The sequence below is a fragment of the Bacillus sp. XT-2 genome (assembly GCF_025696525.1).
GTDB lineage: Bacteria > Bacillota > Bacilli > Bacillales > Bacillaceae > Bacillus > Bacillus halotolerans.
Window position 1 is genome coordinate 24564 of sequence record NZ_JAHVOC010000012.1, and the last position, 15347, is coordinate 39910.

18 protein-coding genes are annotated in these 15347 nt (G+C 40.2%); 15 read left to right on the forward strand and 3 right to left on the reverse strand.

Annotation, left to right across the window (positions count from 1 at the left end; translation table 11 throughout):
* Positions 1-37: 37 nt before the first annotated feature.
* From ychF to KXD37_RS22470, 8 genes are all read left to right on the forward strand, one after another.
* Complete coding sequence (gene ychF, locus KXD37_RS22435) at positions 38-1138, forward strand: redox-regulated ATPase YchF (RefSeq protein ID WP_127696202.1); 1101 nt, start codon at positions 38-40, stop codon at positions 1136-1138.
* A 110-nt stretch (positions 1139-1248) separates the two neighbouring features.
* Entirely contained in the window at positions 1249-1536 is a 288-nt protein-coding gene (gene rpsF / locus KXD37_RS22440) for a 30S ribosomal protein S6 (RefSeq protein WP_010332658.1), read from the forward strand.
* Positions 1537-1576: 40 nt separating this feature from the next.
* Positions 1577-2095 (forward strand): single-stranded DNA-binding protein SsbA, encoded by a 519-nt coding sequence (gene ssbA / locus KXD37_RS22445; RefSeq protein ID WP_010332657.1) that lies wholly within the window; start codon positions 1577-1579, stop codon positions 2093-2095.
* Positions 2096-2137: 42 nt separating this feature from the next.
* Positions 2138-2377, forward strand: a complete 240-nt coding sequence (gene rpsR, locus KXD37_RS22450) for a 30S ribosomal protein S18 (protein ID WP_010332656.1) — start codon at positions 2138-2140, stop codon at positions 2375-2377.
* A 60-nt stretch (positions 2378-2437) separates the two neighbouring features.
* Positions 2438-3196 carry an exodeoxyribonuclease III gene (gene xth / locus KXD37_RS22455; RefSeq protein WP_127696204.1) on the forward strand — a complete coding sequence of 253 codons (759 nt, stop codon included), beginning with the start codon at positions 2438-2440 and terminating at the stop codon, positions 3194-3196.
* Positions 3197-3255: 59 nt separating this feature from the next.
* Entirely contained in the window at positions 3256-4191 is a 936-nt protein-coding gene (locus KXD37_RS22460) for a LacI family DNA-binding transcriptional regulator (RefSeq protein ID WP_254517979.1), read from the forward strand.
* Between the two features lie 56 nt (positions 4192-4247).
* Positions 4248-4628 (forward strand): VOC family protein, encoded by a 381-nt coding sequence (locus tag KXD37_RS22465; protein ID WP_059335345.1) that lies wholly within the window; start codon positions 4248-4250, stop codon positions 4626-4628.
* Between the two features lie 18 nt (positions 4629-4646).
* Complete coding sequence (locus tag KXD37_RS22470) at positions 4647-5201, forward strand: maltose acetyltransferase domain-containing protein (protein ID WP_024123563.1); 555 nt, start codon at positions 4647-4649, stop codon at positions 5199-5201.
* Positions 5202-5231: 30 nt separating this feature from the next.
* Here the strand turns inward: KXD37_RS22470 and KXD37_RS22475 are convergent, their stop codons facing one another.
* The gene (locus KXD37_RS22475; RefSeq protein WP_101859627.1) at positions 5232-6584 is read right to left on the reverse strand and encodes an MFS transporter; all 1353 of its coding nucleotides are present in this window, start codon (positions 6582-6584) and stop codon (positions 5232-5234) included.
* A 228-nt stretch (positions 6585-6812) separates the two neighbouring features.
* On the opposite strand from KXD37_RS22475, the gene KXD37_RS22480 reads away from it, so the two are divergent.
* Positions 6813-7712 carry a CPBP family intramembrane glutamic endopeptidase gene (locus tag KXD37_RS22480; RefSeq protein WP_101859628.1) on the forward strand — a complete coding sequence of 300 codons (900 nt, stop codon included), beginning with the start codon at positions 6813-6815 and terminating at the stop codon, positions 7710-7712.
* Here KXD37_RS22480 and KXD37_RS22485 read toward each other — a convergent pair.
* The gene (locus KXD37_RS22485; RefSeq protein ID WP_263463742.1) at positions 7709-9778 is read right to left on the reverse strand and encodes a thioredoxin domain-containing protein; all 2070 of its coding nucleotides are present in this window, start codon (positions 9776-9778) and stop codon (positions 7709-7711) included. The genes KXD37_RS22480 and KXD37_RS22485 overlap by 4 nt on opposite strands.
* A 427-nt stretch (positions 9779-10205) precedes the next feature.
* Between KXD37_RS22485 and KXD37_RS22490 the strand changes: the two genes are divergently transcribed.
* From KXD37_RS22490 to KXD37_RS22515, 6 genes are all read left to right on the forward strand, one after another.
* Complete coding sequence (locus tag KXD37_RS22490; protein ID WP_106019916.1) at positions 10206-10796, forward strand: class I SAM-dependent methyltransferase; 591 nt, start codon at positions 10206-10208, stop codon at positions 10794-10796.
* On the forward strand, positions 10786-11472 hold the full coding sequence (locus tag KXD37_RS22495; RefSeq protein ID WP_106019915.1) for a response regulator transcription factor: 687 nt from the start codon (positions 10786-10788) through the stop codon (positions 11470-11472). Before KXD37_RS22490 ends, KXD37_RS22495 begins: the two co-directional genes overlap by 11 nt.
* Positions 11469-12545, forward strand: coding sequence for a sensor histidine kinase (locus KXD37_RS22500; RefSeq protein WP_127696208.1), 1077 nt, complete (start codon positions 11469-11471; stop codon positions 12543-12545). The genes KXD37_RS22495 and KXD37_RS22500 overlap by 4 nt, the downstream gene beginning before the upstream one ends.
* 124 nt (positions 12546-12669) lie before the next feature.
* Positions 12670-13311, forward strand: coding sequence for a TVP38/TMEM64 family protein (locus tag KXD37_RS22505; RefSeq protein ID WP_223255250.1), 642 nt, complete (start codon positions 12670-12672; stop codon positions 13309-13311).
* A gap of 194 nt (positions 13312-13505) precedes the next feature.
* Positions 13506-14000: a tetratricopeptide repeat protein gene (locus KXD37_RS22510; protein ID WP_223255251.1), complete on the forward strand. Its 495-nt coding sequence runs from the start codon at positions 13506-13508 to the stop codon at positions 13998-14000.
* A gap of 171 nt (positions 14001-14171) precedes the next feature.
* On the forward strand, positions 14172-14312 hold the full coding sequence (locus tag KXD37_RS22515; protein ID WP_223255253.1) for a hypothetical protein: 141 nt from the start codon (positions 14172-14174) through the stop codon (positions 14310-14312).
* A 105-nt stretch (positions 14313-14417) separates the two neighbouring features.
* Here KXD37_RS22515 and KXD37_RS22520 read toward each other — a convergent pair whose 3' ends face one another.
* Complete coding sequence (locus tag KXD37_RS22520; protein WP_106019913.1) at positions 14418-15275, reverse strand: arginase family protein; 858 nt, start codon at positions 15273-15275, stop codon at positions 14418-14420.
* Between the last annotated feature and the right edge of the window lie 72 nt (positions 15276-15347).

The following is a 15347-nucleotide window of genomic DNA, read 5'->3' on the forward strand; positions in this document are numbered from 1 at the left end:
TAATGCAATGACGGTTTTATATAGAGGAGATGAAAGAATGGCTTTAACAGCTGGAATTGTCGGTTTGCCGAACGTCGGGAAATCAACATTATTTAACGCAATTACACAGGCCGGTGCCGAATCAGCCAACTACCCGTTCTGTACAATTGATCCGAACGTGGGAATTGTAGAAGTACCGGACGATCGTCTGCGAAAGCTGACTGAGCTGGTCAAACCGAAGAAGACTGTGCCGACTGCTTTTGAATTCACTGATATTGCAGGAATCGTAAAAGGCGCGTCAAAAGGAGAAGGTCTCGGTAACAAATTCCTTTCTCATATTCGCCAAGTTGACGCGATCTGCCACGTTGTCCGTGCTTTTTCTGATGATAATATTACACACGTTTCCGGTAAAGTTGATCCGATTGATGATATCGAAACGATCAATCTTGAGCTGATTCTCGCTGATATGGAAACAGTTGAAAAGCGGATTACACGTGTCAGCAAGCTTGCAAAGCAAAAAGATAAAGAGGCTGTGTTTGAGTTTGACATTTTGACTAAACTGAAAGAAGCGTTTGAAAATGAAAAGCCTGCTCGTTCTGTTGAGTTTACTGAAGAGCAGCAAAAGCTTGTAAAGCAGCTTCATTTGCTGACGTCAAAGCCTATTTTGTATGTTGCAAACGTAAGTGAAGAGGAAGTGGCTGACCCGTCTGGCAATGAATATGTAGCGAAGATTCGTGAATACGCTGCCGGCGAAAACGCAGAAGTCATCGTCGTTTGTGCGAAGATTGAATCCGAAATCGCTGAGCTTGAAGGCGATGAGAAGCAAATGTTCCTTGAAGAGCTGGGAATTGAAGAGTCAGGTCTTGATCAGCTGATTAAAGCATCTTACTCGCTGCTTGGGCTGGCAACATATTTCACAGCCGGTGAGCAGGAAGTCAGAGCTTGGACATTCAAAAAAGGCATGAAGGCCCCTGAATGCGCTGGAATTATTCATAGTGACTTTGAGCGCGGCTTCATTCGCGCTGAAACGGTTGCTTATGATGATCTTCTTGCGGGCGGCGGCATGGCAGGAGCGAAGGAAGCCGGAAAAGTCCGTCTTGAAGGAAAAGACTACGTGGTAAAAGACGGAGATGTTATTCATTTCCGATTTAATGTATAGGATGCAGTTGTAAAGGGACAAGAGCTTTGGTATAATATAAAATTGTGAGTAATAGAATTATTGCTCCTTGCCCATTACGGGCCGCTTAGTCCAAAAGGAGGTGCAAACAGATGAGAAAGTACGAAGTTATGTACATTATCCGCCCAAACATTGACGATGAGTCTAAAAAAGCAGTTATCGAGCGTTTCAGCAACGTTCTGACTTCTAACGGTGCGGAGATCACTGGAACAAAGGATTGGGGTAAACGTCGTCTAGCTTACGAAATCAACGATTTCCGCGACGGTTTCTACCAAATCGTAAACGTTCAAGCTGATGCTGCGGCAGTTCAAGAATTTGACCGTCTAGCTAAGATCAGTGACGATATCATTCGCCACATTGTTGTTAAAGAAGAAGAATAAGCAATTTTGAAATATATAATGGTAAAAGGTGGTCTTTCTTATGCTTAACCGAGTTGTATTAGTCGGAAGACTGACAAAAGACCCAGAGCTTCGTTATACGCCAAACGGTGCGGCTGTTGCCACGTTTACTCTTGCTGTGAATCGTACATTTACGAACCAGTCTGGAGAACGTGAGGCCGATTTCATTAATTGTGTCACTTGGAGAAGACAAGCCGAAAACGTTGCAAACTTCCTGAAAAAAGGAAGCCTTGCAGGCGTAGATGGCCGTTTACAAACAAGAAACTATGAAAACCAGCAAGGGCAGCGTGTCTTCGTGACCGAGGTCCAAGCTGAAAGTGTTCAATTTCTTGAGCCGAAAAGCGGCGGCGGTTCTGGTTCAGGTGGATACAACGAAGGAAACAGCGGCGGAGGCCAGTACTTTGGCGGAGGCCAAAATGATAATCCATTCGGGGGAAATCAAAACAACCAGAGACGCAATCAGGGGAACAGCTTTAATGATGACCCATTTGCCAACGACGGCAAGCCGATTGACATCTCGGATGATGATCTTCCATTCTAATGAGAATATCGCTAAATTGACAAAGAAAGGAGGGAAATGACAATGGCAGGAGGACGCAGAGGCGGTCGTGCGAAGCGCCGTAAAGTGTGTTATTTCACTTCTAACGGTATCACGCACATCGACTACAAAGATGTAGATCTTCTTAGAAAGTTTGTTTCTGAGCGCGGTAAAATTTTACCACGTCGTGTAACTGGAACAAACGCTAAATACCAACGTAAATTGACTGCAGCGATCAAACGCGCTCGTCAAATGGCTTTACTTCCATACGTAACTGGTGAGTAAGCTGATACGTAAAGAGCAAGGACCTTCGGGTTCTTGCTCTTTTTTATAGGGGGATAAAAAATGAAGCTCATTTCTTGGAATGTGAATGGCCTGCGGGCTGTCATGAGAAAAATGGATTTCCTTTCTTACTTGAAAGAAGAGGATGCCGATGTTGTATGTCTGCAGGAAACAAAGATTCAGGATGGCCAAGTGGATCTTGAACCAGAAGGCTATCATGTGTATTGGAACTATGCAGAGAAAAAAGGATATTCAGGTACGGCTGTTTTTTCAAAACAAAAGCCACTGAACGTCATGTACGGAATCGGAATAGAAGAGCATGATCAAGAGGGCAGAGTGATTACGCTGGAATTTGAAAACATGTATGTGATGACCGTTTACACGCCTAATGCAAAAAGAGGGCTGGAACGCATTGATTACCGTTTGCAATGGGAAGAGGCTTTATTAGCGTTTATTCTCGAATTGGACAAGAAAAAACCGGTTATCCTGTGCGGTGATTTAAATGTGGCTCATCAGGAAATTGATTTGAAGAATCCAAAAGCAAACCGGAATAACGCGGGTTTTTCTGATCAAGAAAGAGGAGCATTCACTCGTTTCTTGGAAGCCGGCTTTATTGACTCATTCCGTTATTTATACCCTGATTTGGAAGGCGCTTATTCCTGGTGGTCGTATCGTGCGGGTGCCCGGGACAGAAATATCGGCTGGCGTCTGGATTACTTTATTGTTTCTGAGAGTCTTAAGGGGCAGATTGAAAATGCCAAGATATCAGCACACGTCTTGGGCTCCGACCATTGTCCTGTTGAACTTACGATCAATATATGATGAGATAGCAGTAAGGATTGATCCTTACTGCTTTTTTTATGATGAAAAAGGAGAAAGAGATGGCAAACATAAAAGAGATTGCGAGATTGGCGAATGTATCTGTTTCGACTGTGTCACGTGTACTGAATCATCATCCGTATGTGTCTGAAGAAAAAAGGAAGCTGGTGCATCAAGTCATGGAGGAATTAGACTACACACCGAATCGAACTGCGATCGATCTTATTCGCGGCAAGACTCAAACGATCGGTGTAATCCTGCCTTACAGCGATCACCCTTGCTTTGATAAAATCGTAAACGGCATCACAAAGGCGGCATTTAGACATGAATATGCAACAACCCTCCTCCCTACCAACTATAACCCCGACATTGAAATCAAATATTTAGAGCTGTTAAGAATGAAAAAAATAGATGGCCTCATTATTACATCACGAGCCAATCACTGGGACAGTATAATAGCCTATCAAGAATATGGACCGATTATCGCTTGTGAAGATACTGGAGACATTGATATTCCTTGTGCTTACAATGACAGAAAAGCAGCCTACATAGAAAGCTTTCGATATCTAAAGAACCGCGGACATGAGAATATCGCTTTTACTTGCGTGAGAAGCGCCGACAAGAGCCCGAGTACGGCGGATAAAGCAGCGGCTTATCAGGCCGTCTATGGCAGCCTAGAGGACCGCCATATGCTGATCGGCTGTAATCATATGGACGACGGAGAGCAGGCAGGTGCGTATTTCTATACAAGCGGCCGGGCTCCAACAGCTATTTATGCAAACAGTGATGAAGTGGCAGCGGGAATTTATGTATTTGCCAAAAAGAAAGACTGGGATGTTGAGATCATTGGAGAAGGGAATTCCTCTATCAGCCGTGCCCTCTGTTTCCCATCGCTTGATCTGAATCTTGAGCAGCTGGGCACCGCAGCATTTTCGTTATTTTTGCAGGAGCGTCCCAAAGATATAAAAATTCTCCACCAATTCATGAAAAAAGCTTGAACTGAAATGCATTTCATACCTTATAACTTCATTGAAAGACAAAGGAGGAGGAAGAAATGCGTATTGAGCACACGGCCATCTGGGTCAGTGATTTAGAGCGAATGAAGGCTTTTTATGAAACGTACTTTCATGGCAAAGCCAATTCTCTTTATCATAATGAGAAGAAAGATTTTAAATCGTATTTTATGACGTTTGATTCCGGAGCAAGGCTGGAAATCATGAAAAAAGGAGATGTGACTGATCAGCCGTCACAAACGATGACAGGCTGGGCGCATATCGCTTTTTCCACTGGAAGCAAAGAGAATGTTGATGAACTGACAGAAAGGTTAAAGCAGGACGGATTCGCTGTAGTAAGCGGTCCAAGGACGACAGGGGACGGCTACTATGAAAGTGTAATTGAAGATGAGGAAGGAAATCTAATAGAGATTACAATTTAACATCTTGGAGTGAATTGAATGCTGACAGAAAAAGAAAAAATGGCAGCCGGAGAATTATACAACTCGGAAGACCGTGAATTATCACTAGAGCGTAAACATGCGAGAAATCTGATTAAACAATATAACGAATCACCAGAAGACGAGTCAGTGCGAACGGAGCTTTTGAAAAATCTGCTTGGTTCGATCGGTGATCAAGTCACCATTTTGCCGACATTCCGCTGTGATTACGGCTATCACATTCATATGGGGGATCGTACATTTGTTAATTTTGACTGTGTCATTCTTGATGTTTGTGAAGTTCGTATAGGATGTGATTGTTTGATAGCTCCAGGGGTGCATATCTACACGGCTGGTCACCCTCTCGACCCGCTTGTTAGGAAGTCGGGGAAGGAGTTCGGTAAGCCTGTTACAATAGGAGATAATGTTTGGATTGGCGGGCGGGCAGTGATAAACCCGGGAGTGACGATCGGCGATAATGCGGTGATTGCTTCGGGTTCCGTAGTGACAAAGGATGTGCCTGCGAATACGGTTGTAGGGGGAAACCCTGCGAGAAAGCTGAAGGAATTGAATTGAAATCAGTGCGGTTAACGCCGCACTGACTTTTTATATCTGCTTGGCATTCGTATTGGGGCCGAAGCAGATTAACAAAATGGAGCATGCGAGCCAGCAGCCGCCTATAAAGAAAAAGACGCTGACATAGCCGAGCTGAACGGCGATAAAACCGACGAGCAATGATCCGAAGATGTTCGAAAAGCGCCCGAGCCCATAGGCTAAACCGCTGCCTGACGAGCGATACTCTGTTGGAAAAGGCTCAGATGTATACGCATATAAGTTTGATGTGAAAACCCGTTCCGTAATATTGACGATGAAACCAAACACGATAATCATGATGGGAATGAAGGTCATGCCATATAAAAGACCTGCGATGGCAGTCAGAAACGCACTGGCGGCCAATATCCATTTTCTCTGAAATTTTTCAGAAATCATTGAACCCAGCAATGCGCCCAGCGGAGCGCCGACCGAGTGCAATACGTTATACCATAATGTATTTTCCATCGTGACCCCGTTGCTTTTTAGCAGGCTGGGGACCCAAGAGGCAAAGCCATAGAATCCAAAGGTTTCAAAAATCCATACCGCGGATAACACAATGGTTATTTTCAGGTTTCTCCCCTTTAATAATCCCGCGTAACCCGCATGTTGTACCTGTCCGCTTGCGGTTTGCGGCGCCGGAGCAGGAAGCGGGCCTTTTTCTTTTTCAACGCTTGCTTCAATCCTTTTCAGGATGGCATCGGCTTTTTCATATTCACCGCGATTTTCATGCCAGCGGGGTGATTCCTCCAGCCGCCGAATAAAGAAAAAATATATAAGACCAACAGCGCCCCACACAAAGACAAGTCTCCACCCCCATGAGCCGAGCGGAATGACAAAGGCTGATACGATATTGGTGATTGGAACGCCGATCAATCCGATCATGGCACAGAAAGAAATATATTTTCCGCGAACACTGGACGGGAAAAATTCTGCTAAATAGCTATTGGTGATGACCATGGCAGCTGCGACGCCAAACCCAGTGAGGAAACGAAACGCCATTAAGGATGGGATGTCCCATGCCGCGGCATTACATAACGATGCGATTGAAAAAACGAAGACAAATAGGTTCAAGGCTTTTTTTCGGCCGATTTGATCTGAAAGCCGTCCCCCAAGTGATGCTCCCAAAAACATGCCTAAAAACGAAGCAGCCGTTACATTGGCAATGGTTGAAAGCTGGATGCCCCAATGCTCGATCAGTGCTGGCGCTACATTGCTGAGGGTAAATAAATCCGCAAGATCAAAGAAGTAAACAATGCCGAGAGCGGTTAATACTTGGAAGTGGACACGTGAAATCGGGAGGCGGTCTAAACGGTTTGCCGCGTTTGAAAAAGGATGTGTATGTTTCTGTTTGACGCCCGTATTCATAAAATACCCCCTTTATTAATAGAGGGAGAAAGACTGAACATTCTCCTCTTGGCATTATTATAAGTACCTGGAATCATTGGGAACAGTGTTCAAATCACTAGATGGAAGAACTAAATTCACACTTTTCGCCTTAATTTTGCTTAAAAGATTTCCAAAACAGTAGATTAATAGACCAAATTATGCAAATATATAGTAATATTCTCATTGAAAGGAAGAGTCATAGAAGGAATGAATTCATTTATCCGTCCTCTAGAAGGAAACAATACATTGTGGAGATATTTTTTCTCCTTTTTGGTGATGGTTGGCTTATTCTTTTTTGGAAGCATTGTTTATGTCTTTATGATGTTATTGACTGCACTTTTAAGTCCACATATCGCGTTTGATGTGGATACAGGTATGTTAACCGATTCTTTGGCTGATCTGTTTTTAGCTCATATCGTTTATGTATTTGCGATTCCTGGGGTTTGGCTGGCTGTTCGATTTATCCTGAAACGCCCGTTTCGGTCAGTCATTACACCGCATGCAAAAATCAGCTGGCGCAGCATTTTCTTTGGCTTTCTCGCTTATTTTTTGCTGATGGCTGTGGTCCAGGGGATTGATTATGCGATTCATCCGGCGAAATACACTTTTCAGGATTTTGACGCCTCACGTTTTCTGTGGCTGCTTGTGGCATCTCTGTTATTGGTGCCGCTCCAGACTTCTGCGGAAGAACTGTTTTTCAGGGGATTTTTATTGCAGGCTTTTGGAAAAGTAATAAAGAACCCTTTTGTATTGACGCTGATTGTCGGCGGTCTATTTGGGGCTGTACACTTTGGCAATCCTGAAATGAGTAATGGCGCTTTTTGGGCAGGCATTGAGTATGTAACGATTGGGATTCTTTTAACATATTATACGGTTAAAACAGGCAGCCTTGAAATTTCACTTGGTGTGCATGCCGCGAATAATATGTTCTTATGTCTATTTATGACTGAAAAAAACAGTGTATATGGAGATATTCCTTCATTATTTGCCATCACACGGGGAAATCCGATGTGGGAGACTTTCTTTACGGTTGTCGTTAATCTTTTCTTTGCGTTTATCGTTGTACAATACCATAAGAGATCAAAAAGAAAGCAGCAAGGCGTTTAATCCCTGCTGCTTTTTAATGTTTGTAAGGCTTCTTCGATGTCTGTTGTCGGCTGCTGGCAGGCGAAATTTTCACAAATATACACGGTTGTTTGATCGTCTATGATGCGATAGTCAGCCGCGAACGGTGCAATGTCTTTGCACTGGTCGGGATGTTCTGCCACCAGGATGGAATCGTTTGGATTAAAGGCCTTTTGAAGCGCGCTTGTGATTTGTTTTCTGTCTGGATCGTCCGGGCGTCCAAAAATCACAATTTCCTTTTTAGGCGTCATCTGTTTTAACACACTTTGCATAAAGTAAGAGTGGCCGCTCGGGTATGCCTCGATTTCAGGCTTGAACACGGAAAACATCGTTTCGGCTTTTTCAATCAGCGACAAATCGCCTGTGACTTGCCCGAGGCGCAGGAGCTGAACGGCTGCCACGCTGTTTCCTGAAGGCACGGCGCCATCGTACACTTCTTTTTCTCTGACAATTAATGCTTCTGCGTCATGTCCGGTAAAGTAGAATCCACCATGCTCCTCGTCCCAAAACAAATCGATCATATCGTTTGACAGCTTCTTCGCTTTTTCTATATATGATAGATCAAACGAGGCTTCATAGAGATCGAGATAAGCCCATAAGAGAAAGGCATAATCGTCGATAAATCCTTTGTTTTTCACTTCGCCGTCGCGATACCGAACCATCACCCGGCCGTCGATGATTACATTGTTTTCAATAAAGGTGATAGCGTCTTCAGCCAAGCTGAGGTATTGGGGTTCCTGGAATACCTTTGCTGCTTTAGCAAGACCCGCAATCATCAGCGCGTTCCATGAGGTGAGCACCTTATCATCGACATGCGGATACGTTCTTTTTTCACGCGTCTTTAACAGCTTCAATCTTGCATCTTCAAGCTTGCGGCTGAGCTCTTCTTCGGTTAAGCCGCTATCCGCTTTGATTTGTTCCCGCTTGGTGTGAATGAGGTTGGGAATGTTTTTGCCCTCAAAGTTGCCTTTTTCTGTGATGTCATACACGTTGCAATACAGCGTGCCGAGATCCTCTCCGAGCGTCTTCAAGATCTCTTCTTTTGACCACACGTAGTATTTTCCTTCTTCGCCTTCTGTATCCGCGTCTAAAGCGGAGAAAAAGCTCCCGTCTTCATGGGTCATTTCCCGTTGAATGAACGTAATGATCTGCTCACAAATCTCTTTGTAACGGCTGTTTTGCGTGACTTGATAAGCTTCAGTATAAGCTGTCAGCAGGAGTGCATTGTCATACAGCATTTTTTCAAAGTGAGGGACGAGCCACTCATCATCGGTCGAATAGCGGGCAAACCCAGAGCCGATATGGTCATAGATGCCTCCATTTGCCATGCTGTCCAGTGTTTTCGTGACGTTGTACAAAGCGTTTTCCTGCCCCGTCGTGTGATAATAACGGAGCAAATACATGAGCATATGAGGCATAGGAAATTTCGGCGCCTGTCCGAAGCCGCCGTAGATTGTATCGAAACCGTTGGCAAGCTGCTGGAATGTCCGGTGGATCGCCGATTCGCTTAACCCCTCGCTTGTTTTAGCTGCTGTTTTGGTCTGTAAATGTTTAGCGGCGTTTTCTGCAATATCCTCGACATGCTCACGATCGTTCGCAAACGTTTCTGAAAGATGCTCAAGCACATCCACAAAACCCGGACGATTATATTTACTCGTCTTCGGAAAATATGTACCTGCGTAAAACGGCTTCTGATCAGGCGTGATAAACACATTCAGCGGCCAGCCGCCCTGTCCGGTCATCAGCTGGCAGATTCTCATATAAACAGAATCAACATCAGGCCGCTCTTCCCGATCCACTTTAATCGCAACAAAACGTTCGTTAAGAAGGCGGGCGATTTCCTCGTCCTCGAAGCTTTCATGAGCCATGACATGGCACCAATGACAAGTTGAATAGCCGATGCTGACCAGAACCGGCTTGTTTTCGCGTTTTGCTTTTTCGAAGGCTTCTTCTCCCCAAGGGAACCAGTCTACTGGGTTGTGGGCGTGTTGAAGTAAGTATGGTGATTTCTCAGCGATTAATCTATTGGGTTTATTGTTAGTGGGCATGGGATCACCTTCTTTCATCTTGTTTTATTCCTACTTACTGTACCACAATTATTTAATTGCATACCTTCATATATGGCAATCCAAACCTCTTAAATCCAATAGTGATGAAAACGCAGGGTGTAAAAGTGTTGATGAATGGTGAATAAAATAACATAAATTAAATAATTCTTCTTTGTTGAGTCAGTAATGGTTCAGATATATAGAAAGAGAATGCTCGATCACTCATGCAAAGATTAATACTTCTCTTTTTTATTTGTCATTCTTGATATAGATGGCGGCAGGGAAATAGATAGTCCTATGCTAAGGACGACAGTTATGAAAAGAGTTCCGCCAAAACTTAAGAATTCTTAAGAACTTTTGCCCCTCTTTCTTCAGGTTTTGAATTTAAAGTAAGATTATAAATTTAAAACAAATGGAGAGATTAGAGATGAAACGTCTGTTGTTCTTATTTCAATATATAGGTAATCCCAGCACTGTTGGTTCCATCCTTCCCAGCTCAAGGTTTCTTGGAGATAGAATGATGGAAGGAATTGATTTTAAGAAAGCCAAATACATTATCGAATATGGACCAGGTACAGGTGTATTCACAAAAAAACTGCTTGAAAAACGAAATCCAGAGACGATTATTTTATTAGTCGAACAAAATAAAGAATTTTATTCATTGCTGAAAGAAAAATTTAAAAATGAGAGGAATTTATTCATTGTATACGGATCTGCCGAAAATATCATCGAGCATGTAAGGGAGTATGGTATACCTTATATAGACTATGTTATTTCCGGTCTTCCATTTGCAAGCTTGCCAAAAAGTGTTTCAAACAAAATTTTATTAGAAACCTCTAAGATTTTAAAAAAAGATGGGGAATTCATTACTTTCCAATACACTATGTATAAAAAGACATTTATTGAACAGTTTTTTACCAAAATAGATGTAAAAAGAGAACTTAGAAATGTGCCTCCGGCTTATGTCTTCAGCTGTTCGATGCCGCAAAATGATAAGGAGGAGTTATATGAAGTCTAACATTCTTATTGTTGACGATGACAAAGATATTAGAAATCTTATTTCTGTTTATTTAGAAAATGAAGGTCTGCACACGCAAAAGGCTAAAGATGCAATCGAAGCTTTAAAACTGTTGGAACAAAAAGAGTTTGATCTCATGATCTTGGATATTATGATGCCCAGCATGGATGGAATTAAAGCATGTATGAAGATTAGGCAGGAACGAAATCTGCCCATCATCATGCTTTCTGCAAAATCGGAAGATATGGATAAAATTCAAGGGCTTGCTGCCGGTGCCGATGATTATTTATCGAAACCGTTTAACCCATTAGAGTTAATCGCAAGGGTCAAATCCCAATTAAGGAGGTATAAAAAATACAATACGGATACTAATAGCACGAAGAACATCATTGAAATCGGTGACCTGATCGTCAATACAGATACACGGCAAGTATGGGTGCGGGGGCAGGAAGTGCGGCTGACGCCAAAAGAGTTCGATATACTTGAACTTCTTTGCATGAACAAAGGTATGGTTCTAAGTGTTGAGAAAATATATGAAGCAGTATGGAAGGAAGACTTTTTTAAATCGGACAACACTGTCATGGTACACATTACAAAAATCAGGGATAAGATAGAAGAGGATTCCAAACATCCCATTTACATAAAAACTGTTTGGGGAACAGGATATAAAATATGAGGAAGTTTGGAAATAAGCTAATTGTAAAGCTTCTTGGTACGATTGCAATTAGTTTTCTTATTTCATTAGGTATGATGACACTCATTATATTATCTAACGTATATCTACAAAAAATGAATTATCTGAAAGAATTTAGCCTCCGGAGTAGCTATTTTATGATATTGCTTCAATTCTCGGTAGCTATTCTTACTTTTATTGTAGTTTTTTTTATTATGGCACGGAAAAAAATATTATATTTGAGGCTTATTACTGAGAGTGTTCATCATATTGCCAATGGAAAACTTGGCTTGACCATTAGGATTGAAAGTAGGGATGAATTGACCCAGCTTGCACAAAACATTAATGATATGTCCAAAGAGTTAGAAAAAAAATTTGAACACGAAAGACAATTAGAAAGATCGAAAAGTGAACTGATCTCAAATGTATCTCATGATTTAAGAACACCATTAACATCAATTATCGGGTATTTGGATTTATTAAAAAAAGGCCAATATGACAGTAAAGCTCAATTTCAGGAATATCTCGAAACAATTGATTCAAAATCGCAAAGGCTGAAATACCTGATTGATGAACTGTTTGAGTATACACATTTATCGAGCCCGGACGTTAAGTTAACCTGTAAAGAAGCTGATTTGTCGGGTTTATTGGAACAGATAATCGGGGAATACATCCCTATTTTTGAAAAGGAACAGTTAAGTGTTCAAAAATCAATTACAGAAGACAATATTCCTGTGTTAATGGATATCGATAAGTTGGTTCGTGTTTATGATAATCTCTTTATGAATGCGATAAAATACAGCAAGAAACCATCTAAATTATTTATTAGCCTTGAGATCATTGGTGACAAAGCAATCTTGAAAGTTTCTAATAAAGTTGAGGATTTCCCGGTTGACAATATAAACAAATTGTTTGAACGGTTTTTCAGGGGCGATAAGGCAAGAACAGATCAACAAGGAAGCGGCCTAGGGCTTGCGATCTCAAAAAGAATTGTTGAGCTTCATAATGGTAATATCCTTGCTGAATATAGAGAAGGCTGGATGAGCTTCATTGTCGAACATCCAATGCATAGATAAAAGCTTATGGAGGAAAATTTCCATAAGCTTTTATCTTGAAAATAAAACTTAAGAATCCTTAAGTATTTTGCGGAGTGTTTCTTCATTTTTATTGCTTATCATTTATGTATGGAAAGCGAGGAGAGTGAAGAAATTGAAAAATAAATTTCTTATTTTAGCTTTATGGCTTTTAGCTATTTATATCCTAAAGGAATATCATTTCCTCTCACTCGAAATGAGTGATTTACAGGAATTTATATCAACGAATACAAAATATGCGATGATGCTGTTTATTGCCCTGTGGATCATTAGGCTTCTCTTTTTTATTCCAGGAGTAACTCTCATGTTTTTAGGGGGCATATGCTTTGATCCAATTGTTAGTTTTATATTATCGATGGTTGGCATTTTTTTGAGCGAGACCTTGGTTTATCTTTTCTCTAGAATATTTTCAAGCGGAAAAATGATGAAGGATTTGGAGCATAAACATCCAGGACTAAAAAAATTATTGGAGGCTTACAATTATAAGTTTTTGGCATTGGGGATGATTTGTCCGATAGCCCCAACAGATGTCGTGTGTTTTTTATCAGCTGCCGTTGGGTTAAAGTATAGTGTCTACATCTTAACTGTCGTTATTACGAATATCCCTCTATTGATTTTTTCTAGCTTTATCGTCATTAACTTTAGCGAGTCTTTAGTGGGAACTGTCTTGGTTATCGTATCATTTGTTTTGATTTCTGTTGTAACCATTAAAATGTGGAACAGTCTTAAGCAGAAGCAAAGTGCATAGATACTAGATATAGTTGCTTAGCTTAATATTAAATTGAATCTATCTTTAGAGAACTCAACCATAGATACCAGATGATTTTGGTATCTTTTTTTGTTTTTCCTATAGAAATACATAACCCTTTAGAAATGACTTGTAACCAATGGGAAATTGAACGTGGAGAATTTTATTTTAAAGTATCAGAGGTCTATTACTATATGAAACAAACTTATTTTTCGCTGAGTTATGCAAAGAGAGCTATAAAGATATACAAGAAATTTGACATTCACGATGAAAGAATACTTCATTGCAGGTTTATTGTAGCTGGAAATTTAATTGATACTTTAAATTACAATAGTGCAATTAAGGAATTGAAAAAAGGATTACAGGATGCTTTTAAAATCGGAAAAAAATATCTCATTGCAACATTTCATATGAATTTAGGGATTGTTTATAGGAGTGTTGATCAATATGATTTGTCGATTCAAAATCTCATGAAGGCATTGCAAGTTTTTCAAGAGGAAAAGCATATTTTTAAGTCAAAAACGTTATTTAATTTGTTTCATGTATTAGCCCAGAAAGGGGAAATGAATAAAGCGCTTCTATATTTTGAACAAGGAAGTGCCATTGTTCTGCGTAACAATGATTATGAATACCAAGCCAAATTCAAATTGCTAAAGGGACTTTATTTTCCGATGAAGATGTTTCTTTAATTAATGAGGCCTTAGATTACTTTCAATCGAAGAAATTGTTTGCTGATATTGAAGAATATGCTCATGAGGTTGCAGAGTTTTATTATGAAAAAGGAAATTCTTCGCTCTCTAACGAATATTATCGTAAGGTAATAGCAGCCAGAAAAGAAATTCGAAAAGGGGAGATTATTCATGAAGAAAAAAATGATTGCCTTATCAATGACGATTTTAATGGGGATGACAGTACTAGGCTTATCCTTTAATTCAGATACTTTTGGTCAAGCTAAATCTGAAAACGTAATTAGTATTGCATCAGATCGGCTTGGAAGCTAAAGTAACCCACTCGTTTTTCGTGAGTGGGCTTTTTTTATTTGGATAGAGTCTAGAAAATGGACGTTTGTCTTTTTGTTAAATCAATACAAGAGGAAAAATCGTTATCTATTGTTCGAAAATATCTAATTCAGCTAATAAATTTTTTAAATTTATAGAATCCCAGGGTAAAAACTCTGCAATTGTGAATCCGACAACATCATTTTCTTTAAAAACACCTTTTAATATATTCAATGAATCTTTAAGAGTCATCTTTCCAGATTCTGAAGGAAATTCTGTCACACCAGGCTCTGAGAAATATAAAGATCTAAAGAAATTTGGATCTAATACGTCTAAATCAAAATGAACAGCTATTTTAGTAAAACCATTCTTTTTAATCCACTTTTGTATATCTTCAGATTTTAAATTGTTTTTATCTTGAACTGTATAATTTAGATTTAATTCCTTTAATAATTTCACTTCTAAATCAAGTGGTTTTTGCAATCCAACATATAAAAATTGATCTGAATCAAAAGGATGTTCAACGCCTTTTGATAGCTCTGGATCTCCTGCTCCTAATAAATTCCCCAAAACCATAGCATGTTCATGATGAAATTCTTTTGGGGTTGAAACATCAGGATGAGAATCTATCCAAATGATTCCTAGTTCTTTTCCATATTTACCATGAAGATAATCAAAAGGTGCTTGAGATACTAAGCAATTCCCACCAAAAGTAATAATTTTATCTGGCAATTCTTTTTTCAAAACTTCCGCTGCCATACTCACATTTCGTTTAACGGTAGATTGAGCAACCACACCATTTTCCTTTTCTAATTCTTCATTTTTCGGTTCCTCAATATTTAATTTTATCTCTTTTTGGTTGGCATTTTTAGGAGCTAACCATGACAGTAATTCTGCGCCAAAATAATATTCTCGCTTATTTCCACCTTGCCAATCAGGGGCTATTAACCTTATTGTTCTACTCATAAACACCAAACCTCCATTATTAAATTAATCCATTTAATTCAAACTTTATCAATTAACTATATTTGTATCAAT

What these genes read in the sequence shown, in the direction of transcription:
- ychF (WP_127696202.1), top strand. Translation starts at nt 38, where the DNA reads ATGGCTTTAACAGCTGGAATTGTCGGTTTGCCGAACGTCGGGAAATCA.
- rpsF (WP_010332658.1), top strand. Translation starts at nt 1,249, where the DNA reads ATGAGAAAGTACGAAGTTATGTACATTATCCGCCCAAACATTGACGAT.
- ssbA (WP_010332657.1), top strand. Translation starts at nt 1,577, where the DNA reads ATGCTTAACCGAGTTGTATTAGTCGGAAGACTGACAAAAGACCCAGAG.
- rpsR (WP_010332656.1), top strand. Translation starts at nt 2,138, where the DNA reads ATGGCAGGAGGACGCAGAGGCGGTCGTGCGAAGCGCCGTAAAGTGTGT.
- xth (WP_127696204.1), top strand. Translation starts at nt 2,438, where the DNA reads ATGAAGCTCATTTCTTGGAATGTGAATGGCCTGCGGGCTGTCATGAGA.
- KXD37_RS22460 (WP_254517979.1), top strand. Translation starts at nt 3,256, where the DNA reads ATGGCAAACATAAAAGAGATTGCGAGATTGGCGAATGTATCTGTTTCG.
- KXD37_RS22465 (WP_059335345.1), top strand. Translation starts at nt 4,248, where the DNA reads ATGCGTATTGAGCACACGGCCATCTGGGTCAGTGATTTAGAGCGAATG.
- KXD37_RS22470 (WP_024123563.1), top strand. Translation starts at nt 4,647, where the DNA reads ATGCTGACAGAAAAAGAAAAAATGGCAGCCGGAGAATTATACAACTCG.
- KXD37_RS22475 (WP_101859627.1), bottom strand. Translation starts at nt 6,584, where the DNA reads ATGAATACGGGCGTCAAACAGAAACATACACATCCTTTTTCAAACGCG.
- KXD37_RS22480 (WP_101859628.1), top strand. Translation starts at nt 6,813, where the DNA reads ATGAATTCATTTATCCGTCCTCTAGAAGGAAACAATACATTGTGGAGA.
- KXD37_RS22485 (WP_263463742.1), bottom strand. Translation starts at nt 9,778, where the DNA reads ATGCCCACTAACAATAAACCCAATAGATTAATCGCTGAGAAATCACCA.
- KXD37_RS22490 (WP_106019916.1), top strand. Translation starts at nt 10,206, where the DNA reads ATGAAACGTCTGTTGTTCTTATTTCAATATATAGGTAATCCCAGCACT.
- KXD37_RS22495 (WP_106019915.1), top strand. Translation starts at nt 10,786, where the DNA reads ATGAAGTCTAACATTCTTATTGTTGACGATGACAAAGATATTAGAAAT.
- KXD37_RS22500 (WP_127696208.1), top strand. Translation starts at nt 11,469, where the DNA reads ATGAGGAAGTTTGGAAATAAGCTAATTGTAAAGCTTCTTGGTACGATT.
- KXD37_RS22510 (WP_223255251.1), top strand. Translation starts at nt 13,506, where the DNA reads ATGAAACAAACTTATTTTTCGCTGAGTTATGCAAAGAGAGCTATAAAG.
- KXD37_RS22515 (WP_223255253.1), top strand. Translation starts at nt 14,172, where the DNA reads ATGAAGAAAAAAATGATTGCCTTATCAATGACGATTTTAATGGGGATG.
- KXD37_RS22520 (WP_106019913.1), bottom strand. Translation starts at nt 15,275, where the DNA reads ATGAGTAGAACAATAAGGTTAATAGCCCCTGATTGGCAAGGTGGAAAT.